The organism is Halorubellus litoreus (assembly GCF_055378595.1).
The window spans coordinates 190536-211486 of sequence record NZ_AP043836.1 but is presented as its reverse complement, the minus strand read 5'-3'; the positions used below and the strand labels follow the sequence as shown (position 1 = coordinate 211486).

General features: G+C 68.7%; 22 protein-coding genes, 1 tRNA gene and 1 pseudogene. 8 read left to right on the top strand and 16 right to left on the bottom strand.

Translation table 11 applies throughout. The features are described 5' to 3' along the window. Window positions 1-49: 49 nt before the first annotated feature. Window positions 50-868, top strand: a complete 819-nt coding sequence (locus ACZ48X_RS05415; protein ID WP_336350121.1) for a hypothetical protein — start codon at window positions 50-52, stop codon at window positions 866-868. Continuing rightward, complete coding sequence (locus ACZ48X_RS05410; RefSeq protein WP_336350122.1) at window positions 865-1710, top strand: hypothetical protein; 846 nt, start codon at window positions 865-867, stop codon at window positions 1708-1710. The genes ACZ48X_RS05415 and ACZ48X_RS05410 overlap by 4 nt, the downstream gene beginning before the upstream one ends. Here the strand turns inward: ACZ48X_RS05410 and ACZ48X_RS05405 are convergent. The 5 genes from ACZ48X_RS05405 to ACZ48X_RS05385 form a co-directional block, all read right to left on the bottom strand. Continuing rightward, window positions 1689-2750 carry an ABC transporter permease gene (locus ACZ48X_RS05405; RefSeq protein ID WP_336350123.1) on the bottom strand — a complete coding sequence of 354 codons (1062 nt, stop codon included), beginning with the start codon at window positions 2748-2750 and terminating at the stop codon, window positions 1689-1691. The genes ACZ48X_RS05410 and ACZ48X_RS05405 overlap by 22 nt on opposite strands. After that, entirely contained in the window at window positions 2743-4005 is a 1263-nt protein-coding gene (locus ACZ48X_RS05400) for an ABC transporter permease (RefSeq protein WP_336350124.1), read from the bottom strand. Before ACZ48X_RS05400 ends, ACZ48X_RS05405 begins: the two co-directional genes overlap by 8 nt. Continuing rightward, entirely contained in the window at window positions 4002-5558 is a 1557-nt protein-coding gene (locus tag ACZ48X_RS05395) for an ABC transporter ATP-binding protein (protein ID WP_336350125.1), read from the bottom strand. Before ACZ48X_RS05395 ends, ACZ48X_RS05400 begins: the two co-directional genes overlap by 4 nt. A gap of 93 nt (window positions 5559-5651) precedes the next feature. Further along, entirely contained in the window at window positions 5652-6728 is a 1077-nt protein-coding gene (locus ACZ48X_RS05390; protein ID WP_336350126.1) for a BMP family lipoprotein, read from the bottom strand. A gap of 126 nt (window positions 6729-6854) precedes the next feature. Further along, window positions 6855-8231 (bottom strand): phosphohexomutase domain-containing protein, encoded by a 1377-nt coding sequence (locus ACZ48X_RS05385; protein ID WP_336350127.1) that lies wholly within the window; start codon window positions 8229-8231, stop codon window positions 6855-6857. A gap of 130 nt (window positions 8232-8361) precedes the next feature. Here ACZ48X_RS05385 and ACZ48X_RS05380 point away from each other — a divergent pair, with 130 nt between their 5' ends. The 3 genes and pseudogenes from ACZ48X_RS05380 to cysE all read left to right on the top strand — a co-directional run. Next, on the top strand, window positions 8362-9003 hold the full coding sequence (locus ACZ48X_RS05380) for an RAD55 family ATPase (protein ID WP_336350128.1): 642 nt from the start codon (window positions 8362-8364) through the stop codon (window positions 9001-9003). A gap of 95 nt (window positions 9004-9098) precedes the next feature. Then, complete coding sequence (locus ACZ48X_RS05375) at window positions 9099-9254, top strand: hypothetical protein (RefSeq protein ID WP_336350129.1); 156 nt, start codon at window positions 9099-9101, stop codon at window positions 9252-9254. Continuing rightward, window positions 9254-9769 (top strand): annotated as a pseudogene (gene cysE / locus ACZ48X_RS05370) (serine O-acetyltransferase); the annotation flags it as partial. The gene ACZ48X_RS05375 and the pseudogene cysE, both read left to right, overlap by 1 nt. Window positions 9770-10003: 234 nt before the next feature. Here cysE and ACZ48X_RS05365 read toward each other — a convergent pair. The 3 genes from ACZ48X_RS05365 to ACZ48X_RS05355 form a co-directional block, all read right to left on the bottom strand. Continuing rightward, window positions 10004-11140 carry an acyl-CoA dehydrogenase family protein gene (locus ACZ48X_RS05365; RefSeq protein ID WP_336350130.1) on the bottom strand — a complete coding sequence of 379 codons (1137 nt, stop codon included), beginning with the start codon at window positions 11138-11140 and terminating at the stop codon, window positions 10004-10006. A gap of 75 nt (window positions 11141-11215) precedes the next feature. After that, window positions 11216-12535, bottom strand: coding sequence for an alanyl-tRNA editing protein (locus tag ACZ48X_RS05360; protein WP_336350131.1), 1320 nt, complete (start codon window positions 12533-12535; stop codon window positions 11216-11218). 62 nt (window positions 12536-12597) lie between these two features. After that, complete coding sequence (locus ACZ48X_RS05355; protein WP_336350132.1) at window positions 12598-13131, bottom strand: helix-turn-helix domain-containing protein; 534 nt, start codon at window positions 13129-13131, stop codon at window positions 12598-12600. Between the two features lie 201 nt (window positions 13132-13332). On the opposite strand from ACZ48X_RS05355, the gene ACZ48X_RS05350 reads away from it, so the two are divergent. Next, a tRNA-Leu gene (locus tag ACZ48X_RS05350) sits at window positions 13333-13417 on the top strand. Between the two features lie 187 nt (window positions 13418-13604). On the opposite strand, the gene ACZ48X_RS05345 is transcribed toward ACZ48X_RS05350, so the two are convergent. Together ACZ48X_RS05345 and ACZ48X_RS05340 are read right to left on the bottom strand one after the other, a co-directional pair. Then, window positions 13605-14255 carry a hypothetical protein gene (locus ACZ48X_RS05345; protein WP_336350133.1) on the bottom strand — a complete coding sequence of 217 codons (651 nt, stop codon included), beginning with the start codon at window positions 14253-14255 and terminating at the stop codon, window positions 13605-13607. Between the two features lie 94 nt (window positions 14256-14349). Further along, complete coding sequence (locus tag ACZ48X_RS05340) at window positions 14350-14949, bottom strand: hypothetical protein (protein ID WP_336350134.1); 600 nt, start codon at window positions 14947-14949, stop codon at window positions 14350-14352. A gap of 234 nt (window positions 14950-15183) precedes the next feature. Between ACZ48X_RS05340 and ACZ48X_RS05335 the strand changes: the two genes are divergently transcribed. Continuing rightward, window positions 15184-15756, top strand: coding sequence for a DUF420 domain-containing protein (locus ACZ48X_RS05335; RefSeq protein ID WP_336350135.1), 573 nt, complete (start codon window positions 15184-15186; stop codon window positions 15754-15756). A 73-nt stretch (window positions 15757-15829) separates the two neighbouring features. Here the strand turns inward: ACZ48X_RS05335 and ACZ48X_RS05330 are convergent, their stop codons facing one another. From ACZ48X_RS05330 to ACZ48X_RS05305, 6 genes are all read right to left on the bottom strand, one after another. After that, the gene (locus ACZ48X_RS05330) at window positions 15830-16369 is read right to left on the bottom strand and encodes a GNAT family N-acetyltransferase (protein WP_336350136.1); all 540 of its coding nucleotides are present in this window, start codon (window positions 16367-16369) and stop codon (window positions 15830-15832) included. A 100-nt stretch (window positions 16370-16469) separates the two neighbouring features. After that, the gene (locus ACZ48X_RS05325) at window positions 16470-17003 is read right to left on the bottom strand and encodes a GNAT family N-acetyltransferase (RefSeq protein ID WP_336350137.1); all 534 of its coding nucleotides are present in this window, start codon (window positions 17001-17003) and stop codon (window positions 16470-16472) included. Window positions 17004-17084: 81 nt separating this feature from the next. After that, complete coding sequence (purF, locus tag ACZ48X_RS05320; RefSeq protein ID WP_336350138.1) at window positions 17085-18566, bottom strand: amidophosphoribosyltransferase; 1482 nt, start codon at window positions 18564-18566, stop codon at window positions 17085-17087. A 303-nt stretch (window positions 18567-18869) separates the two neighbouring features. Continuing rightward, window positions 18870-19043, bottom strand: a complete 174-nt coding sequence (locus ACZ48X_RS05315) for a 50S ribosomal protein L37e (RefSeq protein ID WP_227131278.1) — start codon at window positions 19041-19043, stop codon at window positions 18870-18872. Next, complete coding sequence (locus ACZ48X_RS05310; protein ID WP_336350139.1) at window positions 19040-19234, bottom strand: LSM domain-containing protein; 195 nt, start codon at window positions 19232-19234, stop codon at window positions 19040-19042. The genes ACZ48X_RS05315 and ACZ48X_RS05310 overlap by 4 nt, the downstream gene beginning before the upstream one ends. Window positions 19235-19316: 82 nt before the next feature. After that, entirely contained in the window at window positions 19317-20381 is a 1065-nt protein-coding gene (locus tag ACZ48X_RS05305; RefSeq protein WP_336350140.1) for a M20/M25/M40 family metallo-hydrolase, read from the bottom strand. Window positions 20382-20558: 177 nt separating this feature from the next. Here ACZ48X_RS05305 and ACZ48X_RS05300 point away from each other — a divergent pair, with 177 nt between their 5' ends. After that, window positions 20559-20903 carry a hypothetical protein gene (locus ACZ48X_RS05300; RefSeq protein WP_336350141.1) on the top strand — a complete coding sequence of 115 codons (345 nt, stop codon included), beginning with the start codon at window positions 20559-20561 and terminating at the stop codon, window positions 20901-20903. Window positions 20904-20951: the final 48 nt, after the last annotated feature.

The window sequence follows — 20951 nt, the reverse complement described above, 5'->3', positions numbered from 1 at the left end:
GCGAAAACACCGACCGGGATTTAGGGGGTTCCTGGTACGAGTGTGGTGTATGCGCGAGAACTGGTATCGGCAAGTGCTGTTCGCCAGTATGGGGTTGTGGATCGGTGGCGTTGGCGTGCTCGCAGGTGGCGTCGGCGCGGTCAGCCTCGCGCTCGGCCCGTGGTGGGCGGGTGCCGCCATCGGACTCGGGTCCGGTGTCCTCGGCGGGTACCTCGGTGCCCGAGCGGCGTATCACCCCTCGCTCCACGAGCGGTTCCACGGACCGGTCGGGCTCGTCCTCTTCGCTGGGGTCCCGATAGCACTGCTCGTGGCCGTCCTCGCCGTCCTCGTTCTCGGGTCGACGCCGAGCGAGGGCGTGACGGCGGCGTTACTCGGGGGTGCCATCGTTGCGACCGTCGGCGGGTTCGTCGCGCTCCTCGCGAACCTCCCGCTGTGGAAGGCGAGGGTGCAGGAATCGTCGACGGTGTACGCGTCGTGGTCGGCGCGACAGCCGCCGACGCAGCGTCGGCGCACGAAGTACATGACAGGTGGATTCGCGGTGGTCGCGGTCGCCGCTGGTGCGGTCGCGTTCGTCGTCGGCGTCGAGTTCGAGACGATGTGGTGGACGGTGTTCGCGCCACTGACCGCGGTGCTCGCGAGCGTCGACAGCGAGCGAACCGTCGAGGTCAGGGACGCCGGTGTGCTCGTGGACTCGTCGCTGGTCGCGTGGGCGGATTTCGAGAGCTTCGAACTCACCGACGAGGCGCTCGTCCTCCATCGCGCGAGCCGCTACGTGGACCGCGCGCAGCGCTTCGACCGCGAGGACGTCGGCGACCTGGACGAGGCCGTCCGAGCGCTCGACCGGTTCCTCGACCGACGCGAGTCATGACGGGGGTCGACGAGTCGCGGCGCGAGCGCGTCGTCGGCGGACTCCTCGTTGCCTTCGCGGTCTGCGTGACCGCACCGCTCCCGGCGGTCGTCGGCGCGCCGCGGGATGGAACCGCACTCACCGCGGGTGTGGGCGTGGCGGTCGGCGTCGGGCTCGTCGTCGCCGCCGCCGTCCGACAGAGCGACGCACTCCTCGCGGCGCTCGCGGCACCGCGGTACCTCCTCATCCCCGGCGGGACGGTCGTCGCGTGGACTCTCAGGGCGTTCCTGCAGACGCCGCCCCTTCGAGCGACCGCGCTGGCGCCGTACGCGGTCGCGTTCGCGGGGTGCGCGCTCGGCGTGGCCGCGTGGGTGCTCGCCCGCGACGTCCACGACCGGCGGCGTCGCGAGACCGCCACGACCGCGGTGTCGTTCGAGGCACCGCTCGCGCCGCGCTCGCGGCGAGCGATGCGTCTCGGCGGCGTAGCCACCGTCTTCGGTGGTGCCGTCGCCGCCGTCGGCCTGAGCGTCGGCGACGACCCGACGTTCGCGTTCACGTACCTCCCGCTCTCGGCGACCGGCGTCGTGTTCTTCGCGCTCTCGCGGACCGACCGCGAGGTCCACGTCGCCGACGAGGCCCTGTTCGTGAACCGGAGTCGTCGCTCGTGGACTGACTTCGAGTCGGTGCGCGTCGAGGACGACGTGCTCGTCGTCGACGGCCGAGGCAGATGGACGGGGACGCTCCGGTTCGACGCGACCGAGATCGAAGACATCGACGGCGTCGTCGCCGCCATCCGCGAACGCGTCGACGCGTCCGGAACGCCACGAAACGGAGTCGGTGCTCAGTCGTCGCCCGATTCGTAGTGGTCGCCTGCGGCGTCGGGGATGCGGGTCTTCCCGACGAGTGCGAGGACGACGATGACGGCGACGAACGGCACCATCTGGACGAGCGACGGGGCGATGTTCAGTTCGCTGATCTGCTGGACGCGGAACTGGAGTGCGTTCAGGCCCGCGAACAGGAACGACGAGGCGAACGCGCCGATGGGGTTGTAGTTCCCCATGAGGTACGCGGTGATGCCGATCCAGCCGCGGCCGGAGACCATCGTCTGGCCGCTCCCGATGAACTGCCCGACCTGCCCGAGTGCGAGGCCGGCGCCGCCGACGCCCGAGAAGACGCCGGAGAGGAGGACGCTCGCGTACCGGACGCGAGTGACGTTCACGCCGGCGGTGTCGAGCGCTTTCGGGTTCTCGCCGCTCGCGCGCACCCACCGACCGAACGCGGTGCGGTTGAGGACGTACCACGACACGGGCACTGCGAGCAGCATCAGGTACACGGTCGGGTTCGAGTCGAACACGGCCGGCCCGAGGACGGGGATGTCGACGAGACCGGGGACGACCCAGTTGTTCAGGGTCGGCACTGCGGGAGAGTTCACGGAGTCCCAGACGATCTGGCTCGCGAACGGCGCGAACCCGAGTGCGACCAGCCAGACCGCGAGGCCGGCGATGATCTGGTCGGCCTCGTAGCGGATGGTGACGACCGCGAACAGGAGCGCGAGTAGCGTGCTCGCGAGCACGGCCGCGCCGAATCCGGCCCACGCGGCGGTCGACGGCTCGACCGACCCCTGGAGCGCCCACGCGACCGCGATGCTCGTGAACGCGGACGCGATGAGCAGTCCCTCGAGCCCGATGTTGATGACGCCGGACTTCTCCGCGAAGATACCGCCGAGTGCGGCGAACGCGATGGGGACCGACAGCCGGAGTGCGGCCGACAGCAGGCTCGTGTCGAGTTGGTCGACGAGCGCGACCACCCAGTCGACCGGGAACACGAACGCGAACACGACCAGCGCGAGCACGGTGACCGCTGCGCCGGCGGCACCCGCGACGTACACGTTCCGGTCAACCATCGTCCTCACCTCCGTCGGTCGCGACTGTTCTGTCGGCGTCGGGGCCGTACGGCGTGTAGCGGGCGAGCATCCGGAAGAACTCCGGCATCGCCACGAAGAGGATGACGAGCCCGCGGAGGACGCCGACGAGTTGCTTCGGGACGCCGAGACTGAAGTCGATGGAGAGACTCCCGGCCTTCATCACGCCGAACAACAGTGCCGCGGGGATGACTCCGAGCGGGTTGTTCCCGGCGAGGATGGAGACCGTGATGCCGTCGAACCCGAGCGCGGGCACGCCGGTCCGGTAGCGCGCCATCACCATCATGACGTAGACGGCGCCGCCGACGCCGGCGAGCGCGCCCGACAGCGTCATGCTGGAGACGACGAGGCGCTTCGGGTCGACGCCCGCGTAGTCCGCGGCCGCGGCCTGCAGGCCGCTCGTCCGGACGTCGTACCCGAACGCGGTGTTCGCGAGGACGTAGAACGTCCCGGCGACGAGCGCGAGGCCGAGCAGGAGGGCGATGATCGAGAACTGCGCGCCCTCGAAGAACGGCACGATGGGTTTCAGGCGGGCGGCCTCCGGGATGGCGACCGTCTGCACGCTCCCGCTCTCCGGGTCCTGATAGTACGTCGAGATGAGGAAGAACGCGAGATTTGTCGCGACGAAGTTCAGCATGATGGTCGTGATGACCTCGTTCGCCTCCGCGTACGCCTTGAGCGCGCCTGGGATGGCGGCGTAGAGGCCGCCGAAGACGGCGCCGACGAGCAGCGCGAACGGCACGAGGACGAGCGTCCCGAGAACGCCACCGGGTGCGAGCGGCGCGACGAAGACGAGCGCGAGCGCCGTCGCGAGCCCGCCGAGCACGAGCTGGCCCTGCGAGCCGATGTTGAACAGGCCCGCGCGGAACGCCACCGCGACAGACAGCCCCGTGAACAGCAGGAGCACGGTCTCCTTCATCACGAGCGCGACGTTGAACCCGCCGATGAACGGGTCGACGAACAGGAAGTAGTAGACGAGGAACGGGTTGTAGCACGACCCGAGGAACCCGCCGCTCGGACAGTCGACGACGAGCCCCGACAGGTAGACGAGGACGCTCCCGACGAGCACGCTCGCGAGGAACGCGGCGACGCTGATGAACACGCGCTCCTTCGCGCTCGCCGTGACGATCTTCGACGCCGCGGACTCCGACCACGACGGGATGTCGCCGTCGTCGACCTCGGTCGTCGTCGAGTCGGTCGTCTTCTCGCTGCCCGCGTCCGACTGGTCGTCGGTCATGCGTCGTCACCTCGCGCAGGCGCCGCGTCGACCGTGTCGACGCTCTCGCCACCCATGAGCAGCCCGAGCTCTTCCTCGGTCGTCGACTCGGGGTCGACGACGTCGACGAACTCGCCGTCGTGCACGACCGCGAGTCGGTCCGAGAGCGACTGGACCTCGTCGAGCTTCGAGGACACGAGGAGGATCGCCTTCCCGCGAGCGCGGAGGTCGAGCAGTTGCTCGTGGATGAACTCCACGCTCCCGATGTCGACGCCGCGCGTCGGATGCGAGGCGACGACGACCTCGGGATCCTGACTGAACTCGCGCCCGACGATGAACTTCTGCTGGTTCCCACCGGAGAGGCTCTTCGCGCTCGCACTCGGGTCCGGTGGTCGGACGTCGTACTCCTCGATGACGTCCGTGACGTGCCCGTACGTGCCCTCCCAGTCGATGCGACCGTTCGGCGCGAACGCCGGGTCGTGTTGCTTGCCCAGCAAGCCGTTCTCGACGAGGTCGTAGTCCATCACGAGCCCGCGCTCCTGGCGGTCCTCGGGGACGTACGCCATCCCGCGAGCGATGCGACTCCGTCGGGACGCGTGCGTGATGTCCTCGCCGTCGAACGCCACCGACCCCGCGGCTGGGGTTCTGAGTCCCGTGACGGCTTCGACGAGCTCCGACTGTCCGTTCCCGTCCACGCCAGCGATACCGAACACCTCGCCCTCGCGGACGTCGAAACTCACGCCGTCGACCGCGACGACGTCGCGCTCGTCACGCACCGTCAACTCGGACACCGCCAGCGCGGGCGACCCGGTCGACACCGACGGCTTGTCGACGTCGAGCAGGACTTCGCGACCGACCATCAGCTCCGCGAGCTCCTCGCGGTTCGTCGCGTTCGCGTCCACCGTCCCGACGTTCACGCCGTCCCGGAGGACGGTGATGTCGTCGGCCGCGTTCATCGCCTCGTCGAGCTTGTGCGAGATGAAGATGATCGTCTTCCCCTGCGACGTCAACTCCTCGAACACCGCGAACAGCTCCTCGACCTCCTGGGGCGTGAGGACCGCCGTCGGTTCGTCGAGGATGAGGACGTCCGCGCCACGGTACAGCGCCTTCAGTATCTCCACGCGCTGCTGCTCGCCGACGCTGATGTCCTCGATTGCCGCATCAGGGTCCACGTCGAACCCGTACTTCTCCGCGAGGTCGACGACCGCCTTCCGCGAGGCCAAGCGGTCGACCGCGAGCCCACCCCACTTCCGGGGTTCGTTCCCGAGGACGACGTTCTCCGTCACCGTCATCGGGTCGACGAGCATGAAGTGCTGGTGTATCATGCCGACGCCCGCGTCGATCGCGTCCCGCGGCGAATCGAAGTCCATCGCCTCGCCGTTCAATCGCACGACGCCCTCCGTCGGCTCGTAGAGCCCGTAGAGGACGTTCATCAGCGTGGTCTTCCCGGCGCCGTTCTCGCCGAGGAGCGCGTGCACCGAGCCCTCCTCGACGCGGAGGTCGACGTCGTCGTTCGCGACCACGCCCGGGAAGCGCTTCGTGATACTGTCGAGGTGGACCGCGAGCGAGCTCACGGCCGCCCACCTCCCGGGACCGCGCGCCCGTCACTACCCGGCCTGCCCGTCGTCGTGGATTCGGTCATGAAGAAATCGGTGAGAGCTAACCGCTCAGGCGTTTTCGGGGTCGGTCGGCACCGAGATGTCGCCGTTGACGATACCGGACTTGGACTCCTCGAGTGCGCTCTTGACCTCGCTCGGAATCTCCGAGCCGAGCGTCTGCCCGAGCACGGCTTCGACGCCGCCTTTCTCGAGACCGAGTGCACTCACTTCCCCGCCCGCGTGCTCGTCGTTCACGACGTTCTCGACGCTCGTGAGGACCGCGGTGTCGACGTGCTTGACCATGCTCGCGAGGATGACGTCCTTGTACTCCTTCGCGGACTTGGACTGGTCGGAGTCGACGCCGATCGCGTACCGGCCGCGTTCCTGCGCCGCGCCGAAGACGCCCGTGCCGGTCCCACCCGCGGCGTGGTAGACGACGTCCGCGCCGTTGTCGTACATCGAGAGCGCGATCTCCTTGCCCTTCGCGGGGTCGCTCCACGAGCCGGCGTACGCCGAGCGGACCTCGACGTCGCCCGCGTGCTTCGCACCCGCGATGAATCCGGCCTCGAACTTCTTGATGAGCGAGTTCTCCTTCCCGCCGACGAACCCGACCGTCGCCGCGTCCGTGTTCGTCGACGCGTCGGTCATCCCGTCACCGCTCGTCGAGAAGTCGCGCTGCGTGAGCAGGCCCGCGAGGTGCCCGACCTGGAACGACCCGAGCTGCTCCTTGAACACGTAGCTCGCGACGTTGTCCTTCTCGACGACGGAGTCGACGATCATGAACTGCTGGTCGGAGTACTGCTCGGCGTTCTCCGTGAGCGCTTCGGCCTGCGCGAACCCGATGGTGCAGATGAGGTCGTAGTTCGGGTTGTTCGAGTCGGCGAACTTCTTCTGGAGCGTCGGGAACTCGCTGTTCCCCGAGGGCTCGGCGCCCTGATAGTTGATGTCGTACTCTTCGATGGCCTGGTCGATGCCCTGCTTGGCCATGTCGTTGAACGCCTTGTCGCCGAGCCCGCCGAGGGCGTAGACGACGCCGACGTTCGTGCCACTACTTCCGGAGCCGCCGAGACTGGAGAGACAGCCAGCGGTTGTCGCAGCACCGATGCCAGCCGCACTCGCCAGGAACTTCCGCCTGTTCGAAGGCATTACGTCCAATTCATGCAGGATGCCGAATTAAACCCGTCGGAACGCAAGTCAATGGTTGCAACCCCTAACTATATATCCAACATGGCCGTAAGAACTTAATCCAATATGGATTAGAGCGTAAGTATATTAGGTTTCTGCGGTCTCGACCGCAGATTCGACGACTGCGCGTGCGCGTTCGACGAGTGCGTCGACGTCGTCGGCCTCCGCGTAGATGCGGACGTACGGCTCGGTCCCACTCGGCCGGACGAGCACCCACGACGCGTCCGGGCGGTCGACGCGAACGCCGTAGTCCGTGTCGACGTCGCCCTCTGGGAACGTCTCCGGGAGCGCGTCCGCGAGCGTTTCCATCGCAGCCTCCTTCGCTTCGTCGGGACAGGACACGCTGACCTTCCGGTACGGACGCTCCGTGATCGGGGCGCGAAGCGCATCCAGTCCACCCTCGGTGGCGACGAGCGCCGACAACACGCCCGCGCTCGTCACGCCGTCTATCCATCCACCGAACGCGGTGTGCACGTGCTTCCAGGGTTCCGCCGCGAACGCCACCTCGGTGTCCGAACCCCCAGCCTGACGTTCGCGAGCGATGCCCTCGTGGAGCGCGCCCAGTCGAACGCGCTCGGTGCGGCCACCCGCTGCCTCGACGCGCTCGTCGATCCGGCCGGACGCGTTCGGCGTCGTCACGACCACCGGGTCCGCGGCGTCGCTCGCCCGGACGTAATGCTCGGCGAGCATCGCCAGCACCGTATCCTCGTGTACCACGTCGCCCTCGGGCGTCAACACGACGATGCGGTCCGCGTCCCCGTCGTGCGCGAGCCCCAGGTCGACCTCGGACTCCGCGAGGAACGCGGAGAACTCCGTGAGCGTCTCCGGCGTCGGCTTCGACGGTCGCGCCGGGAAGTGCCCGTCGACGTTCGCGTTCGTCGCCCGGACGTCCGCACCCAGCGCCTCCAGGACCTGCGGCGTCCCGACGCTCGCCATCCCCGTCCCGCAATCCACGGCGACAGTCAACCCGTCCAGGGGCTCGGTCGCACCAGCAGCGACGGACTCCCGAACGAACTCGACCACCGCCTCCCGGTACGCTTCGAGGACGCTGCCCTCGCGTCCCGACCCGAACGCGTCCCAGTCGGCGAGCGCGGGGCCGTCCGCGACGCGCTCCTCGACGCGTTCCTCGGCCGCCCGGTCGTACTCCTCGCCGTCGACGAACAGCTTGATGCCGTTGTCCTCGGGCGGATTGTGACTCGCCGTCACCATCACGCCACGACGTCCCTGCGAGGCGAACGCGAGCGCCGGCGTCGGCACCTGCCCGACGCGTTCGACGTCCGCCCCCGCGCTCTCCAGGCCCGCCTCGATGGCGGCGGCGAGCGCCTCGCCGGTCTCCCGGCCGTCGCGACCGACGACGAACTCCGCGCCGTCGACCCCTGCTGCCTGCCCAACTCGCAGCGCCAGCTCAGGCGTGACCCGTGTCGCCACCGGGCCGCGGATACCAGCCGTCCCGAACAGTGTCATACCACTCGATTCCCGTCGCCAGCACTTAGATGATGGCATACGCACGTCGGACGACTCCCGTGGGTTTATACAGACGTACGCGCAAATCACCATCAATGCAACCGGCCGTGGGAGCGAGTTCGGGGGTCGTATGTACGCGGTAGCGGACGCGCTCCCGGTCTCCGAGGTTCGACCGGGCACGAACCTCCTCGTCATGGGGCCGCCGATGACCGGGAAGTACGACCTCCTCTGCGAGGTGCTCGCAGACGGACTCGAACAGGGGAACGCGGGACTGGTCGTCACCACCCAGCACAGCGCGGATCGACTCCGCGAGGACATCGGCAACCGCCTCCCCGAGGACGCCGACCCGCAGCTCGGTATCGTCGACTGCGTCTCCCAGGAACGCGGGATGGGCCAGGAGGAGCATCCGCTCACGCGGTACGTCTCCTCGCCCGGCGACTTCACGGGCATCGGGATGGCGTCCTCGAAGCTCCTCGAGCAGTTCGCGAACCAGGGCTACCAGACCCGGGTCGCGCTCGACTCCATCAGCCAGCTCCTGATGTACGCGGACGTCAAGACCGTGTTCCGGTTCCTCCACATCCTCACGGGCCGCATCAGTGCAGCGGACGCGCTCGGGTTCGGGACGCTCGACGCGGACGCGCACGACGACCAGACCGTCAACACCATCCGCCAGCTGTTCGACGGCCTCGTGGAGACGCGGACCGGCGAGCACGGCCGGGAACGCCGCGTGCTCGGCCTCCCGGACTCGCCGAGCGACTGGGAAGAGTTCTGACGGCGACCGCAGCCGCCCGGCGAACCTGTCTGCGCCGGTCGACCGGGATTCGGGGAATCGATTCGCTTTAGACGATGGCTCGGCGAATGCGAGGCATGCCTGTGGTCGCTACCGCGATCGACCGCATCGCCGTCGAACGGGCTCGTGGTTCGACGCGGCGATGCTGTCGCACCCCGCCCACCGTCGTCGACGAGACCGCCGGGGTCGTGAGCGTGCGCGACGGCGACCGCGCGTCGCGTGATGCGACGTGATTCGACGACTCCTCCGGCGCGTCCGCGCTGACGTGACCGCCGTTCACGACGCGGACCCGGCGGCGAAGTCGCAACTCGAGGTCCTCCTCTGTTACCCCGGCCTGCACGCTGTCTGGGCGCACGCCGTCACGAACGCGGTCTGGCGAGCGGGCTTCCGGCTGTCCGCACGCGCGCTCTCCCAGCTCGTCCGGTTCCTCACGGGCGTCGAGATCCATCCCGCGGCAACGGTCGGGCGACAGGTCGTCGTCGACCACGGGATGGGCGTCGTCGTCGGCGAGACCGCCGAAATCGGCGACCGCGTCCACATGTACCACGGCGTGACGCTCGGCGGGAACTCGCCCGACCCCGTCAAACGACACCCGACCGTCGAGGACGACGTCACCATCGGCGCGAACGCCACCATCCTCGGCGACGTCACCGTCGGCGAACGCGCGCGCGTCGGCGCCGGCGCCGTCGTCACCGACGACGTCCCACCCGGCGCAACGGTCGTCGGCGTTCCCGCCAAGCGCGTCGACGCTACTGACTCCTCGGATCACGACGGTACTGACTCCCGGGATAACGACGGTACCGGGAGCGAGGACGCGGGGAGCGACGACGAGACGACTCCCGACGACCGCGCCCCTGCCGACGACGACTGACCGAGTCGCAGCGAACGCCGTCGTGTACTGACCGACTCGCACCGCACGTCGTCTCGAACGCGCCGCTGACAGGGCCTCGATAGTCGAAGCGAAAAGGGTTCGTGGCTGCAGTCAGTCGTCGAGCAGGTGGCGTGCGATGATCTTCTTCTGTATCTCGCTGGTGCCCTCGTAGATGGTGAGGATCTTCGCGTCGCGGTAGAGGCGTTCGACCGGGAAGTCCGTCGTGTACCCGTAGCCGCCGTGGATCTGGACGGCCTCGTTCGCGACCTCGATGGCGTTCTCGCTCGAGAAGAGCTTCGCTTGGGACGCCGCCATCGCCGTCTCCTGGGGGTCGCCGCTCGCCTTCTTGCGCGCGGCGTCGTACGTGAGGAGGCGGCCGGCCTGGACCTTCGTCTGCATGTCCGCGAGCTTGTGGCGGATGGTCTGGATGTCGCTGATGGGTTGGTCGAACTGCTCGCGCTCCTGGCTGTACTCGAGCGCGGCGTCGAGTGCGGACTGGGCGAGCCCGACGGATTGCGCGCCGATGGCGATGCGGCCGCCCGTCAGGATGGAGAACGCGGCCGACAGTCCGCGACCCTCCTCGGTGAGCTGGTACTCCGCGGGGATGCGCGCGCCGTCGAACTCGAGGCTCGTCGTGTCGCTCGCCCGGAGCCCGAGTTTGTCCTCCTTCTTCCCGACGCTCACGCCGTCGACGTCCTTCGGGACGAGGAACTGCGTGACGCTCCCGGGGTCGTCGCGGTCGGTCTTCGCGAACAGGATGACGACGTCGCTGCGCTTCCCGTTCGTGATCCATTGCTTCGTGCCGTCGATGACGAACTCGTCACCGTCCCTGCGGGCGACCGTCGACATCTCCGCCGGATTCGAGCCCGCCTGCGGTTCGCTGAGCGCGAACGCGCCCACCGGACGGCCGGTCGCCATGTCCGGGAGCCACTCGTCCTTGACGTCCTCGCTCCCGAACTCCGCGATACACGACGTCGCGAGCCCGTGCACGGAGAGCGCGGTCGCGACCGACAGCATCCCGTACGCCAGCTCCTCGTTGATGAGCGCGTACGTCACCGGGTCAGCGTCGTACCCACCGTACTCCTCGGGGACGGTGAGGCCCGTGAGGTCCATGTCCGCGAGGTCGTCCCAGACGTCCTCCGGGAACGACTGCTCGGCGTCGCACTCCGCGGCGACCGGCCGGAGCTCCTCGACGGCGAACTCGCGGACGACGTCCCGCACCGCCTCCTGCTCGCTCGTGAAATCCATACGCTTCCTACGGACGGTCCCCGAAAAAATTGCCCGGTTCCGACGAGCGCGAGTCGGTCGCACGACCCGGTCGAGTCACTCGTCCCGGAACCACTCCACGACCCCCTCGGGGTCGACCGACAGGCCACCGCCCTGCGCGAACCGCGGACTCCCACCGCCGCCGCCACCGAACTCCTCGGTGACGCGTTCGACGACCCCACCCGCGTTCGACGACGCCGACTCGCTCGCGGCCGCGACGACGAACGTACTCCCGGCACGTCCGACGAGCACCACGACCGCCGCACGGTCGCCCGCCGCCTCGCGAACCATCGGCTCCACGTCGTTCGCGTCCACGCCCTCGACGGTCCCGACGAGCCACCGCTCGTCGTCGCGCTCCACGACCGGGAACTGCGAGAGTCGGGATTCGAGCAAGCGCCGTTGCGCCGCCGTGGCTTCCTCGCGGAGCGACGCCACCTCGTCCTGGAGCCGCGCGACCGCCTCGGGCACCTCGCCGGGGCCGACGTCGAGCGCACGGCCCGCCGCGAGCAACGCCGCCTTCTCGCTCCCGCGGCGCTCGATACCGCGCGGCCCGACCGCGAACTCGACCCTGGTCATCCCCTCGCCGGGATTCGACCGGCCGAGGACCGTGATGGGCCCTATCTCGCGCGTGTTCCGGACGTGCGTCCCCCCGCACGCCGCGACGTCGAACGGACGCCCTGACGGTTCGCCGGCCGCCGCCTCCGCCCCGCCGACCGTGACGACGCGCACCTCCGCGTCCTCGCCGAACACGCCCTCTTCGGTCTTCTCGTTGAACACGATACCGTCGCGTTCGCGCGCCGCGTCGGCCGACAGCGTCTCCCACGTCACGTCCCGGGACTCCCAGACCGCCTGGTTCGCGCGTCGCTCCAACGTCACCAGGACGTCGTCGTCGACGTCCGTCGACGTCTCGAAGTCAACGCGAACCCGGTCCGCGTCGCTCGAATCGACTCCCTCACTCCCGTCGACGCTCCCACGCCAGCCGACCGCCTCCGCGCTCGACCGGTCCGCGGCCGCCCGGATGTCGAACCCACCGTACCCGAGGTCCGCCATGCACGTCCGCGCCGCCCCGTACAGGACGTGACTCGCGGTGTGCGCTCGCATACAGTACATCCGTCGCTGCCAGTCCACGCGACACAGCACCGACCGACCGGCGTCGAACGCAGGCGATTCGTCGAGCGAATGCACGACCACCCCCTCGTCGTCGACCTGGACGTCCACGACGCGACTGTCACCGATACGCCCGCGGTCCGCCGGCTGCCCGCCGCTCTCCGCGTAAAAGTACGTCTCCTCGAGTACCACGTCTCGTCCGTCGACGCGCTCGACCGTCGCCTCGAAACTCGTCGTGTACGGTTGCGCAGCAGCACGCTGTACGGTCATCACCGATAACAGACTCCCGGCGCCAGCAAAAGCACTTCGCCGGCACCCCCCGATGGTCGCGCCTACTGCTCGGAGATCTCGACGTCGAGGTAGTCCTCGATGGCGGCGATGAGGCCACCGCCGATACCGGCCTGGGTCGCGCGACCCTGCTCGATGGCGATGATGTCCGCCTCCGTCGCACCGAGCTCCTCGGCGAACTCCTCGCGCTGGAGGCCGCGTTCCTGGCGCGCCTCCGTCACGGTCTTCCCGTAGTCGTTGTGGAGGTACGGCAACTGGTCGTCGTCGTAGTTCGTGCCCTCCTCCTCCCAGTGTCCGGAGTCACCGTCCCAGACGTCGTTGGCTTTCGCGGCGTTCTGGACCGCGCGACGCTTCCGGTCGCGGTCACCACCGCCACCACTGCCGCCAGCGCCGCTACTGGAGCCGTCGTTCGAGGATCGCTTCGTCTCGGTGTCGTCGTGGGGGGCACAGGACGCGCACACGTTCAGTCGCGCGCCAGCGACGTTCGCCATGCTGAGGTTCTCGCTCGCCGCGCCGCAGAGCTCGCACGTGTCGCCGTCGCCGCCACCCGACGAACCACCCGTCGAGTACTTCGCCATACCTCTCTCTTCCACACCACACCATTTCAACCCCGCGCTTCGCGCGACCACCGTCACGCCGCGAGCGCGCCCCGTGCACCGTCGCGTTGCCCTTCCGGCGGCGAGCCCGCCGGCGGCGTGCGAACCCCAGTCACTGCCGGTGGAAAAGAAAGGGCTTTTATTGGTCCCCCGGGAACGAAGGAGTGCAGCAAGATACCGCGAGCGTGGGTAGCCAAGCCAGGCCAACGGCGCAGCGTTGAGGGCGCTGTCCTGTAGAGGTCCGCCGGTTCAAATCCGGTCCCACGCATCGCACCACGCGGCCACAACCGGCCGCACCTCGAATGCGATGCGGGTGCTCTCCCTCGTGGACAGCACCCACGCACATTCCTTTCCGACGCAACGCTCGACCAGCGAAGCGTCGACGGTTCGTGTAGTCGTCGGAGGTCCGAGGAGTGCTGCGTGCCGTCGTCCGATGTCCGCGTCGGTCCCGACGGTCAGCGATCGGTCGGGCGGAGGTGATGGGCGGCGAGTGCGGTCGTCCCGACGCCGACGACGACGACGAACGCAGGGTAGCGCCCCATGGGTGGGAGGAACGTCCCGAGCGGCGTGTACGCGAGGAAGTGCAGGGCGACGTAGCCGGGGTCGGCGCCGAACGGGAGCCATCTGGCGAGGGGGGCGACGGGGAGTTCGTGAACGGCGGTGAACGCGACGGTGAGTACGGCGAACGCTGCGAGGATGCGGGCGTAGCGTGCGTGGTCGGCGGTGCCGTCGAGCAGGCGCTTCGCCATCACGCCGTACGCGCCGATGAATGGTGCGTAGAGGAGGTCGCCGTAGAGGTTACCGAACAGGTCCGCGCCGCCGGCGTACCCGAGGACCTGCGTGAGAAACCAGAGCGTCTGCAGGATTCCGTACGCACCGGCGGCGGTCGCGAGGGCGAGGAACGTCCCGACGCGCGTGGGGGCGCCGTCGGTCCTGGTCGTCGACCCGGTCGTGGTGGCGCTGCCGTCTCGTCCCGTCGACGTCGCAGGTTCGCGCCCGTCGATCTCGGCGCCGTCGCCGCTCGTAGCGGTCGTCGTCCCGCTGCAGTCGTCGCAGTACGTCGCGAAGCCCTCGACCGGGCCGCCGCAGTCCGCGCACTCGCCCATACGAATCAGTTGGATGATTGGTTGAAAAAAGCATCGCTGCTGCTGTATGATGCGTCGATGCGTCCGTGTGGCCGGTTACGCGTGCGTCGCGCCGTCAGGCCAATGCGTCTCGCTGGAGTGCGGTGCCGGCCCCGAAGGAGACGGCGGCGCCGACGACGCCGACCGCGAGCATCTGCCACTCCGTCCAGAGCACTGTCGGCGCGAGGTGGAACGCGAGGACGTTCAGGACGACGTACGCGGGGTCCATGACGGTTGGAAGCCACCTGACCACTGGGTTCGGGAGGGCCGTGACGAGCGTTCCGAATCCGACGCTCGCGACGGCGAGCACGCGCAGGACGCGGCCGTAGCGTGCACGGTCGGCCGTCCCGTCGAACAGGCGCTTCGCCATGATTGCGAACGACACGAGCAGCGTGACGTTCACGGCCTGCACCGCGATGAACCCCAGGGTGTCCGGCGACCACCCGACTGCGACCGCCTGCGGGAGGTACAGGAGGGTCTGTACCGTCTGGAAGCCGCCGAGGAGCGCGCCCGCCGCGAGCAGGACGGCGACGGCACGCGACGTCGGCGACGACACGCGGTCGTCGACCGATGCGGTGCTCGTCGCCGTCGCAGCGTCGTCGTCTCGGTTCGCGCAGTCGTCGCAGTACGTGGTCGCACCGCGAACCGACGCGCCACAGGCGACGCACTCGTCCATATCGATGCCTCGGGATGCCGTCCGCAAAAACTCTCTGTCGGCGACTCTCGACCGCGGGTGGACTGGCGCCGCCGACGACGAACGCGACGGTCCGGAGCCCCTTCGTCGCGAGTGCGCCGTGTAAACGTCCGTATCCGACCCACGCGAGCGCCGCGCGGGCCGCCGCGCCGACGCGGGCCGCTGGCGTGACGGGAGACGGCAAGCCGTAAGCCGACGGAGTCCTCAGACCCGGGTATGGAACGGCGTGTTCGTCGGAACCTCCGCGAGGTCACTGCGGTCCTCTCGCTCGTGTCGCTCGCGCTCGTGTTCGCCGCGGCCCGGCAGGCCATCCCCGGCTCGGTCCTGCCGGGCGCACCAGCGTGGCTGCTTTCCGCGATTCCGCACGTGAACGCGGGCATCAGTCTCGCCGCCATCGCGTGCATCGTCCTCGGCGTCCGCGAGGCGCGCGCGAAGCGCTTCGAGACCCACCGCAAGTACATGCTCGCCGCGTTCGGGTTGTTCGTCGCGTTCCTCGCGCTCTACCTCTGGAAGGTCGCGCTCAAGGGACCCCAATCGTTCCCGGGAACGGGCGTCGTCGAGCTCGCGTACCTCGGCGTGCTCGCGGTCCACATGATACTCGCCATCGTCTGCATCCCGCTACTGTACTACGTGCTCCTGCTCGCGTGGACGCATCCCGTGAGCGAACTCCCGGAGACGAGCCACAAGCGCGTCGCGAAGGTGGCGGCGCCGCTCTGGCTCGTCTCGTTCGTCCTCGGGAACGTCGTCTACGTCCTCCTCTACCTCGTCCCCGCCGGCTTCTACGGGTGAGCGCGGGTTCGCTGGCGGTTGCGGCGGTTCGCTGGCGGTTGCGGCGGTTCGCTGGCGACCGCGAGCGACCGGGTCACTCCCGTTGTGCTCGCCAGTCGTCGGCGGTCGTCGCGTAGACGTGCGAGTCGACGAACTCGCCGTCGACGAACGCCCCCTCCGGGATGGTGCCGACCCGGTCGAGACCGATGGACTGGAGGAGTGCGTTCGACGCCTCGTTCGTCTCGTAGGCCTCCGCACGCACCGAGTGCATGCGCTTCTCGTCGAACAGGTACTCGATGAACGTCGCCGTCGCGTCCGACCCGTAGCCTTCGCCGTGGGCGTCCGCGGCGATCCACGCGGAGAGGATGGCGTGGCCGTTCCGATCCGCGATCCAGACCGTGCTCACGACGCCGACCGGGTCGCCGTCGGCGACGACGAGGAGCGTGATGCCGTCGCCGCCGTTCACCTCCTCCTCGATCCACTCCTCGTGATGCTGTCGTCCCCGCGGGTCCGCCACGCCGAGTGACTGCCGGACCGCCGGGTCGTTGACGGCCTCGGTGAGGAACGCGGCGTCCTCGCTCTCGACCGTACACAACTCTACCACGTCGCCTTCGAGAAAGGTCGCACCGGGCATACCGGAACCGACCCGACCGCTCGATATAAATCGCCGACAAGGTGCGCTAGCACGCCTCACCCGACGAGTCGGCGCGCTCGCCAGTCGCCGACGGTGACGCTCAGTGCGCTCGCCAGTCGCCGACGGTGACCGCGTACACGAGCGTGTCGTGGTATTCGCCGTCGACGAACACCCACTCCGGGAGACAGCCGACCTCGCGGAATCCGACGCGTTCGAGCGTCCGCCGGGACGCGTCGTTGAACGCGAACGCGGTCGCCTGGAGCGTGTGCAACCGCTGGTGGTCGAACAGGTACCGCATCAAGGTCCGGGTCGCGTCCGGCCCGTAGCCGTTCCCCTGCTCGTCGCTCGCGATCCAGCACCCGAGCGTCGCGTGGCCGTTCGAGCGGTTCACCTCGAATGCCGTGACCGACCCGACCGGTCGCCCGTCGCCGGCGACGAGGAACTGGAGGACGTCCTCGCCCGACGTCACCTCCTCGTACCACTCCTCGCTCTCCGGTTCGTGGACGGGTCCGTGGACGCCGAGTGACACCCAGACCCCGGGGTCGTTCACGCCCTCGTGGAGGAACTCGAGCGCGTCCTCGTCGAGCGTCCGCAGTTCGACGACGTCACCCCGGAGGAAGACCGGTGAACTCATGCGAGGAGTACGTCGACCGAGGAGATAATCTAGCACGACGCCGCCGAGCACCGGCCGACAGCGACTCTGCGGGCGCGCCGGTCAGTCGTCGGCCGGTGCGTCCGCGCCCTCGATGACGGGACGGGCGACGTCGCGGTCCGTGGTCTCGCCCTCGATGTCGTAGGGGTACTCGCCGGTGACGCACCCCAGGCAGAGGTCGGCGCGGGAGGCGTCGAGCGCGTCACAGACCGCGTCGATGGAGAGATAGGACAGTGAATCCGCTTCGATTGCCTCGCGGATGTCCTCCGTGCTCTGGCCGGCGGCGATGAGCTCGTCGCGCGTCGCCATGTCGATGCCCATGTAGCACGGCGCGACGATCGGTGGTGCGCCGATGCGCATGTGGACCTCCTCCGCGCCGCAGTCCTTCAGGAGCTCCACGAGCTGCGTGGACGTCGTCCCGCGGACGATGGAGTCGTCGATGATGGTGACGGTCTTCCCCTCCACCGTCGACTTGATGGGGTTGAGCTTCAGGCGGACGGCGCGCTCGCGCTCGTCCTGCGTCGGCATGATGAACGTCCGGCCGACGTACCGGTTCTTCATCAGGCCCTCCGCGAACTCCGTCTCGGCGCCGTCCTCGCTCGCCGCCTCCGCGTACCCCGACGCGAACGCACGCCCCGAGTCGGGTACCGGCATCACGACGTCGGTCTCGATACCGGACTCGTGCCAGAGGTTCCGGCCGAGCTGCCGGCGGACCTCGTACACGAGGGAGTCGTCGATGACGCTGTCGGGGCGCGCGAAGTACACGTGCTCGAAGAAGCAGTGCGCGCTGTTTTCCTGGTCGACGAGCTGGTAGGAGTCGAAGTCGCTCCCGTCCTCGTGGAGCACCACGAGCTCGCCGGGTTGGACGTCGCGGACGAGTTCGCCGTCGAGCGTGTCGATGGCCGCCGACTCGGACGCGAGGATGTAGCCGTCGTCGAGTTCGCCGATGCACAGCGGTCGGTTCCCTTCGGGGTCGCGGACGCCGAGGACGGTGTCGTCGTGCATGATGGTCAGCGAGTACGACCCGTGGATGCGTCCCATCGTGCGCTTGACGGCGCGCACGAGGTCCTCCTCGAGGAGGTTCCGCGCGAGGTCGTGCGCGATGACCTCGGTGTCGCCGTCGCTCGTGAACGCGTGCCCGAGCCCGGCGAGTTCGTCCCGAATCTCGTCGGCGTTCACGAGGTTCCCGTTGTGCGACAGGGCGAGCGATCCGCTCTTGAACGACACGGTGAACGGCTGCGCGCAGGACTTGTCGACGCTCCCCGCGGTCGGATACCGGACGTGCCCGATGCCGGCCGCGCCCGTGAGCGACTCGACGTCGTCCTGGGTGAACGCGTCCCCGACGAGCCCCATCTCGACGTGGTCGTGCTGCTGGAACCCGTCGTGCGTGACGATGCCCGCGGACTCTTGGCCGCGATGCTGGAGCGCGTACAGCGAGTAGTAGAGCGGTCGTGCGGCCGCCCGGTCGTCGAGCGCGACGCCCACGACGCCGCACTTCTCGGTCGGCCCGTCGGAATCGGGGGTGGCTCCCCGCCCGTCTGTCATGAGAGACAGTCGGGCGTCACCCACCAAAAAAGGACGTGATTGTGGTCTAAACCGCTCCCCACCACCGAGAAGTATGCACGGTCGTGCGTATTCCGGTTGGTCGCTGGATGCGTCCGTCGCACGCCACCGGAGCACCCCCAGGTCACGGCGTCGCCACTCGACGGACGTTGACGCTCGAACGGCAGCGAGACCGGCTCCCGGAGTCGGGAGTTCCGTCGCCACGAGACGTGAACGGTCGCGGGCGCTATCGCTACGAGAACTGAACGGTCGAGAGACCGGAAACCCGGTCGAGAAGGGTCGTCGTTATTCGCCAGCCTTCGACTGCCACTCGTAGTCCCGTCGCTTCGCGGACTTCCCGAACCCACACGACGAGCACTCCTTCTTCTTGGTGTGGTAGGACTTCTCGCCGCAGCGGCGGCACTTCGTGTGCGTCTTCGTGTTCTTCTTGCCTTGAGAGGGGGTTCCTGCGCCAGTCATGGAGTTATCGAGACGACGTTGTCGCCACGGATAATCGTTGTGTTGTCGTCCGACTCGATGACCAGGTTCATGTGCTGGTCGTACCCCGTCAGGGTGCCCTCGTACGTCTCGCCGTCCTTCAGTCGCACCGAGACCGTCTTCCCGACGGAAGCGTCGAGCACGTCGAGGGGCCGTCCACTGTCGTCGTCCATACACCATCGGGGTCGTAGCGGTTCCTTAAACGTACCGGGTCGGCGCCGTCAAGAGGCCTGCACTCACCGTGGTCGGGCGCGGTCAGACGTCGACCGCGAAGCTCTCGCGGTCCTCGACGGTCGCCGCGAACGCCGCGAGCAGGTCCGCGACGCCCTCCACGTCGGTCGTGTCCACGACCTCGACGGGCGTGTGCATGTACCGGTTCGGGACGCTCACGTTCAGCGACGGCACGCCGCCGCTGGAGACGTAGAACTCGTCGGTGTCCGTCCCGGTGAAGCTCCCGGCGGCCTGCAGCTGGACGTCGATGTCGGCGTCCGCGGCGGCCTTCCGCGCGAGCTGGGAGACCACCGGGTGGTTCGCGCTGCCGCGGCCGACCACGGGGCCGTCGCCGAGCGCGACGTCGCCCGTCTTCTCCGTCGGCGACTTCGGGTAGTCGCCCGCGTGCGTGACGTCCACGACGAGCGCCGCGTCGACGTCCAGGCGGTCGGTCACCATCATCGCACCCTTCTTCCCGAGTTCCTCCTGCACGGTACTGACGGCGTACACGGTGACGTCGACGTCCGCTTCGGCCGCACGACGAAGTCCCTCGATGGCGGTGTACGTCCCGACGCGGTTGTCCATCCCGCGCGCCGCGACCTTGTCCCCGACGAGGTCCTCGACGGTCGACGAGAACGTGATCGGGTCGCCGACCTCGACGAGTTCCGCCGCCTCCTCGCGGTCCTCGGCACCGACGTCGACGACCTGCTCCGATATCTCGTCGTACTCGTCCTTCGACGGGTCGCGGAGGTGGATGGCGACCTGCCCGACCACGCCCGGGACGACCCCGTCGCTCCCGTGAACCGTGACGTGCTGGCCCTTCGAGACCGTGCGGTCGCTCCCGCCGATGCGACCGAGGTGCACGAACCCGTCGTCGTCGATGCGACGGACGATGAACCCGATCTCGTCGCCGTGCCCGGCGAACGCTATCGTCGGGCCGTCGGCGTCCTCGTTGTACGCCGCGATGGCGTTCCCGTACGCGTCCGTTCGCACGTCGTCGGCGTACTGCTTCGCGTACTCCACCCACACGCGCTGGCCGCGCGTCTCGTACCCCGACGGACTCGGCGTCTCCAGCAGTTCCGTGAGGAACTCCCAGCGTTCGCTATCCATGCCAGACGGGTTCGTGGGCGGGGACTTAAGACTCGGGAATCCGCGGGCCGGCTTGCCGGCACCGCTCGTCGCCCGCACCCAGATTCCGCACCGACCTCTCAACTTGCAACCAGCACGTCGACCCCGAGGCATGAGCACGTCGGAACCGATAAGTGACGACTCCGCGAAGTATAGCCCATGGCAGACAAGAAGTTCACCATCTTCGAGCTCCACTTCGACGGTGACCTGAAACTCGGCCCGACGTTCGGCGCGGACCCGAGCCCGGACGTCGAGGCGACCGACGGCGGCACTTCGGTGCCCGACGACGACGCCACCGACGCAGCTGCGACGCCCGCGGTCGACGTCGACCCCGAGGCCGAAGACGCGGAGGGCGGGAGCAAGGCACCGGTGAAGGGCGCCATCCTCGGCGTGCTCGCGCTCGTCCTGCTCGCCGTCGCGGCGCGCGTCCTCATGGGCGGGGACGACGACGTTGACGACGTCGAGATGGTCGACCTCGACGACGTCGACGCGGTCGAGGACTGAGCGAGCACGCCATCCCCGAGAGACTGAAAGCGTTTACGTCTCCACGCC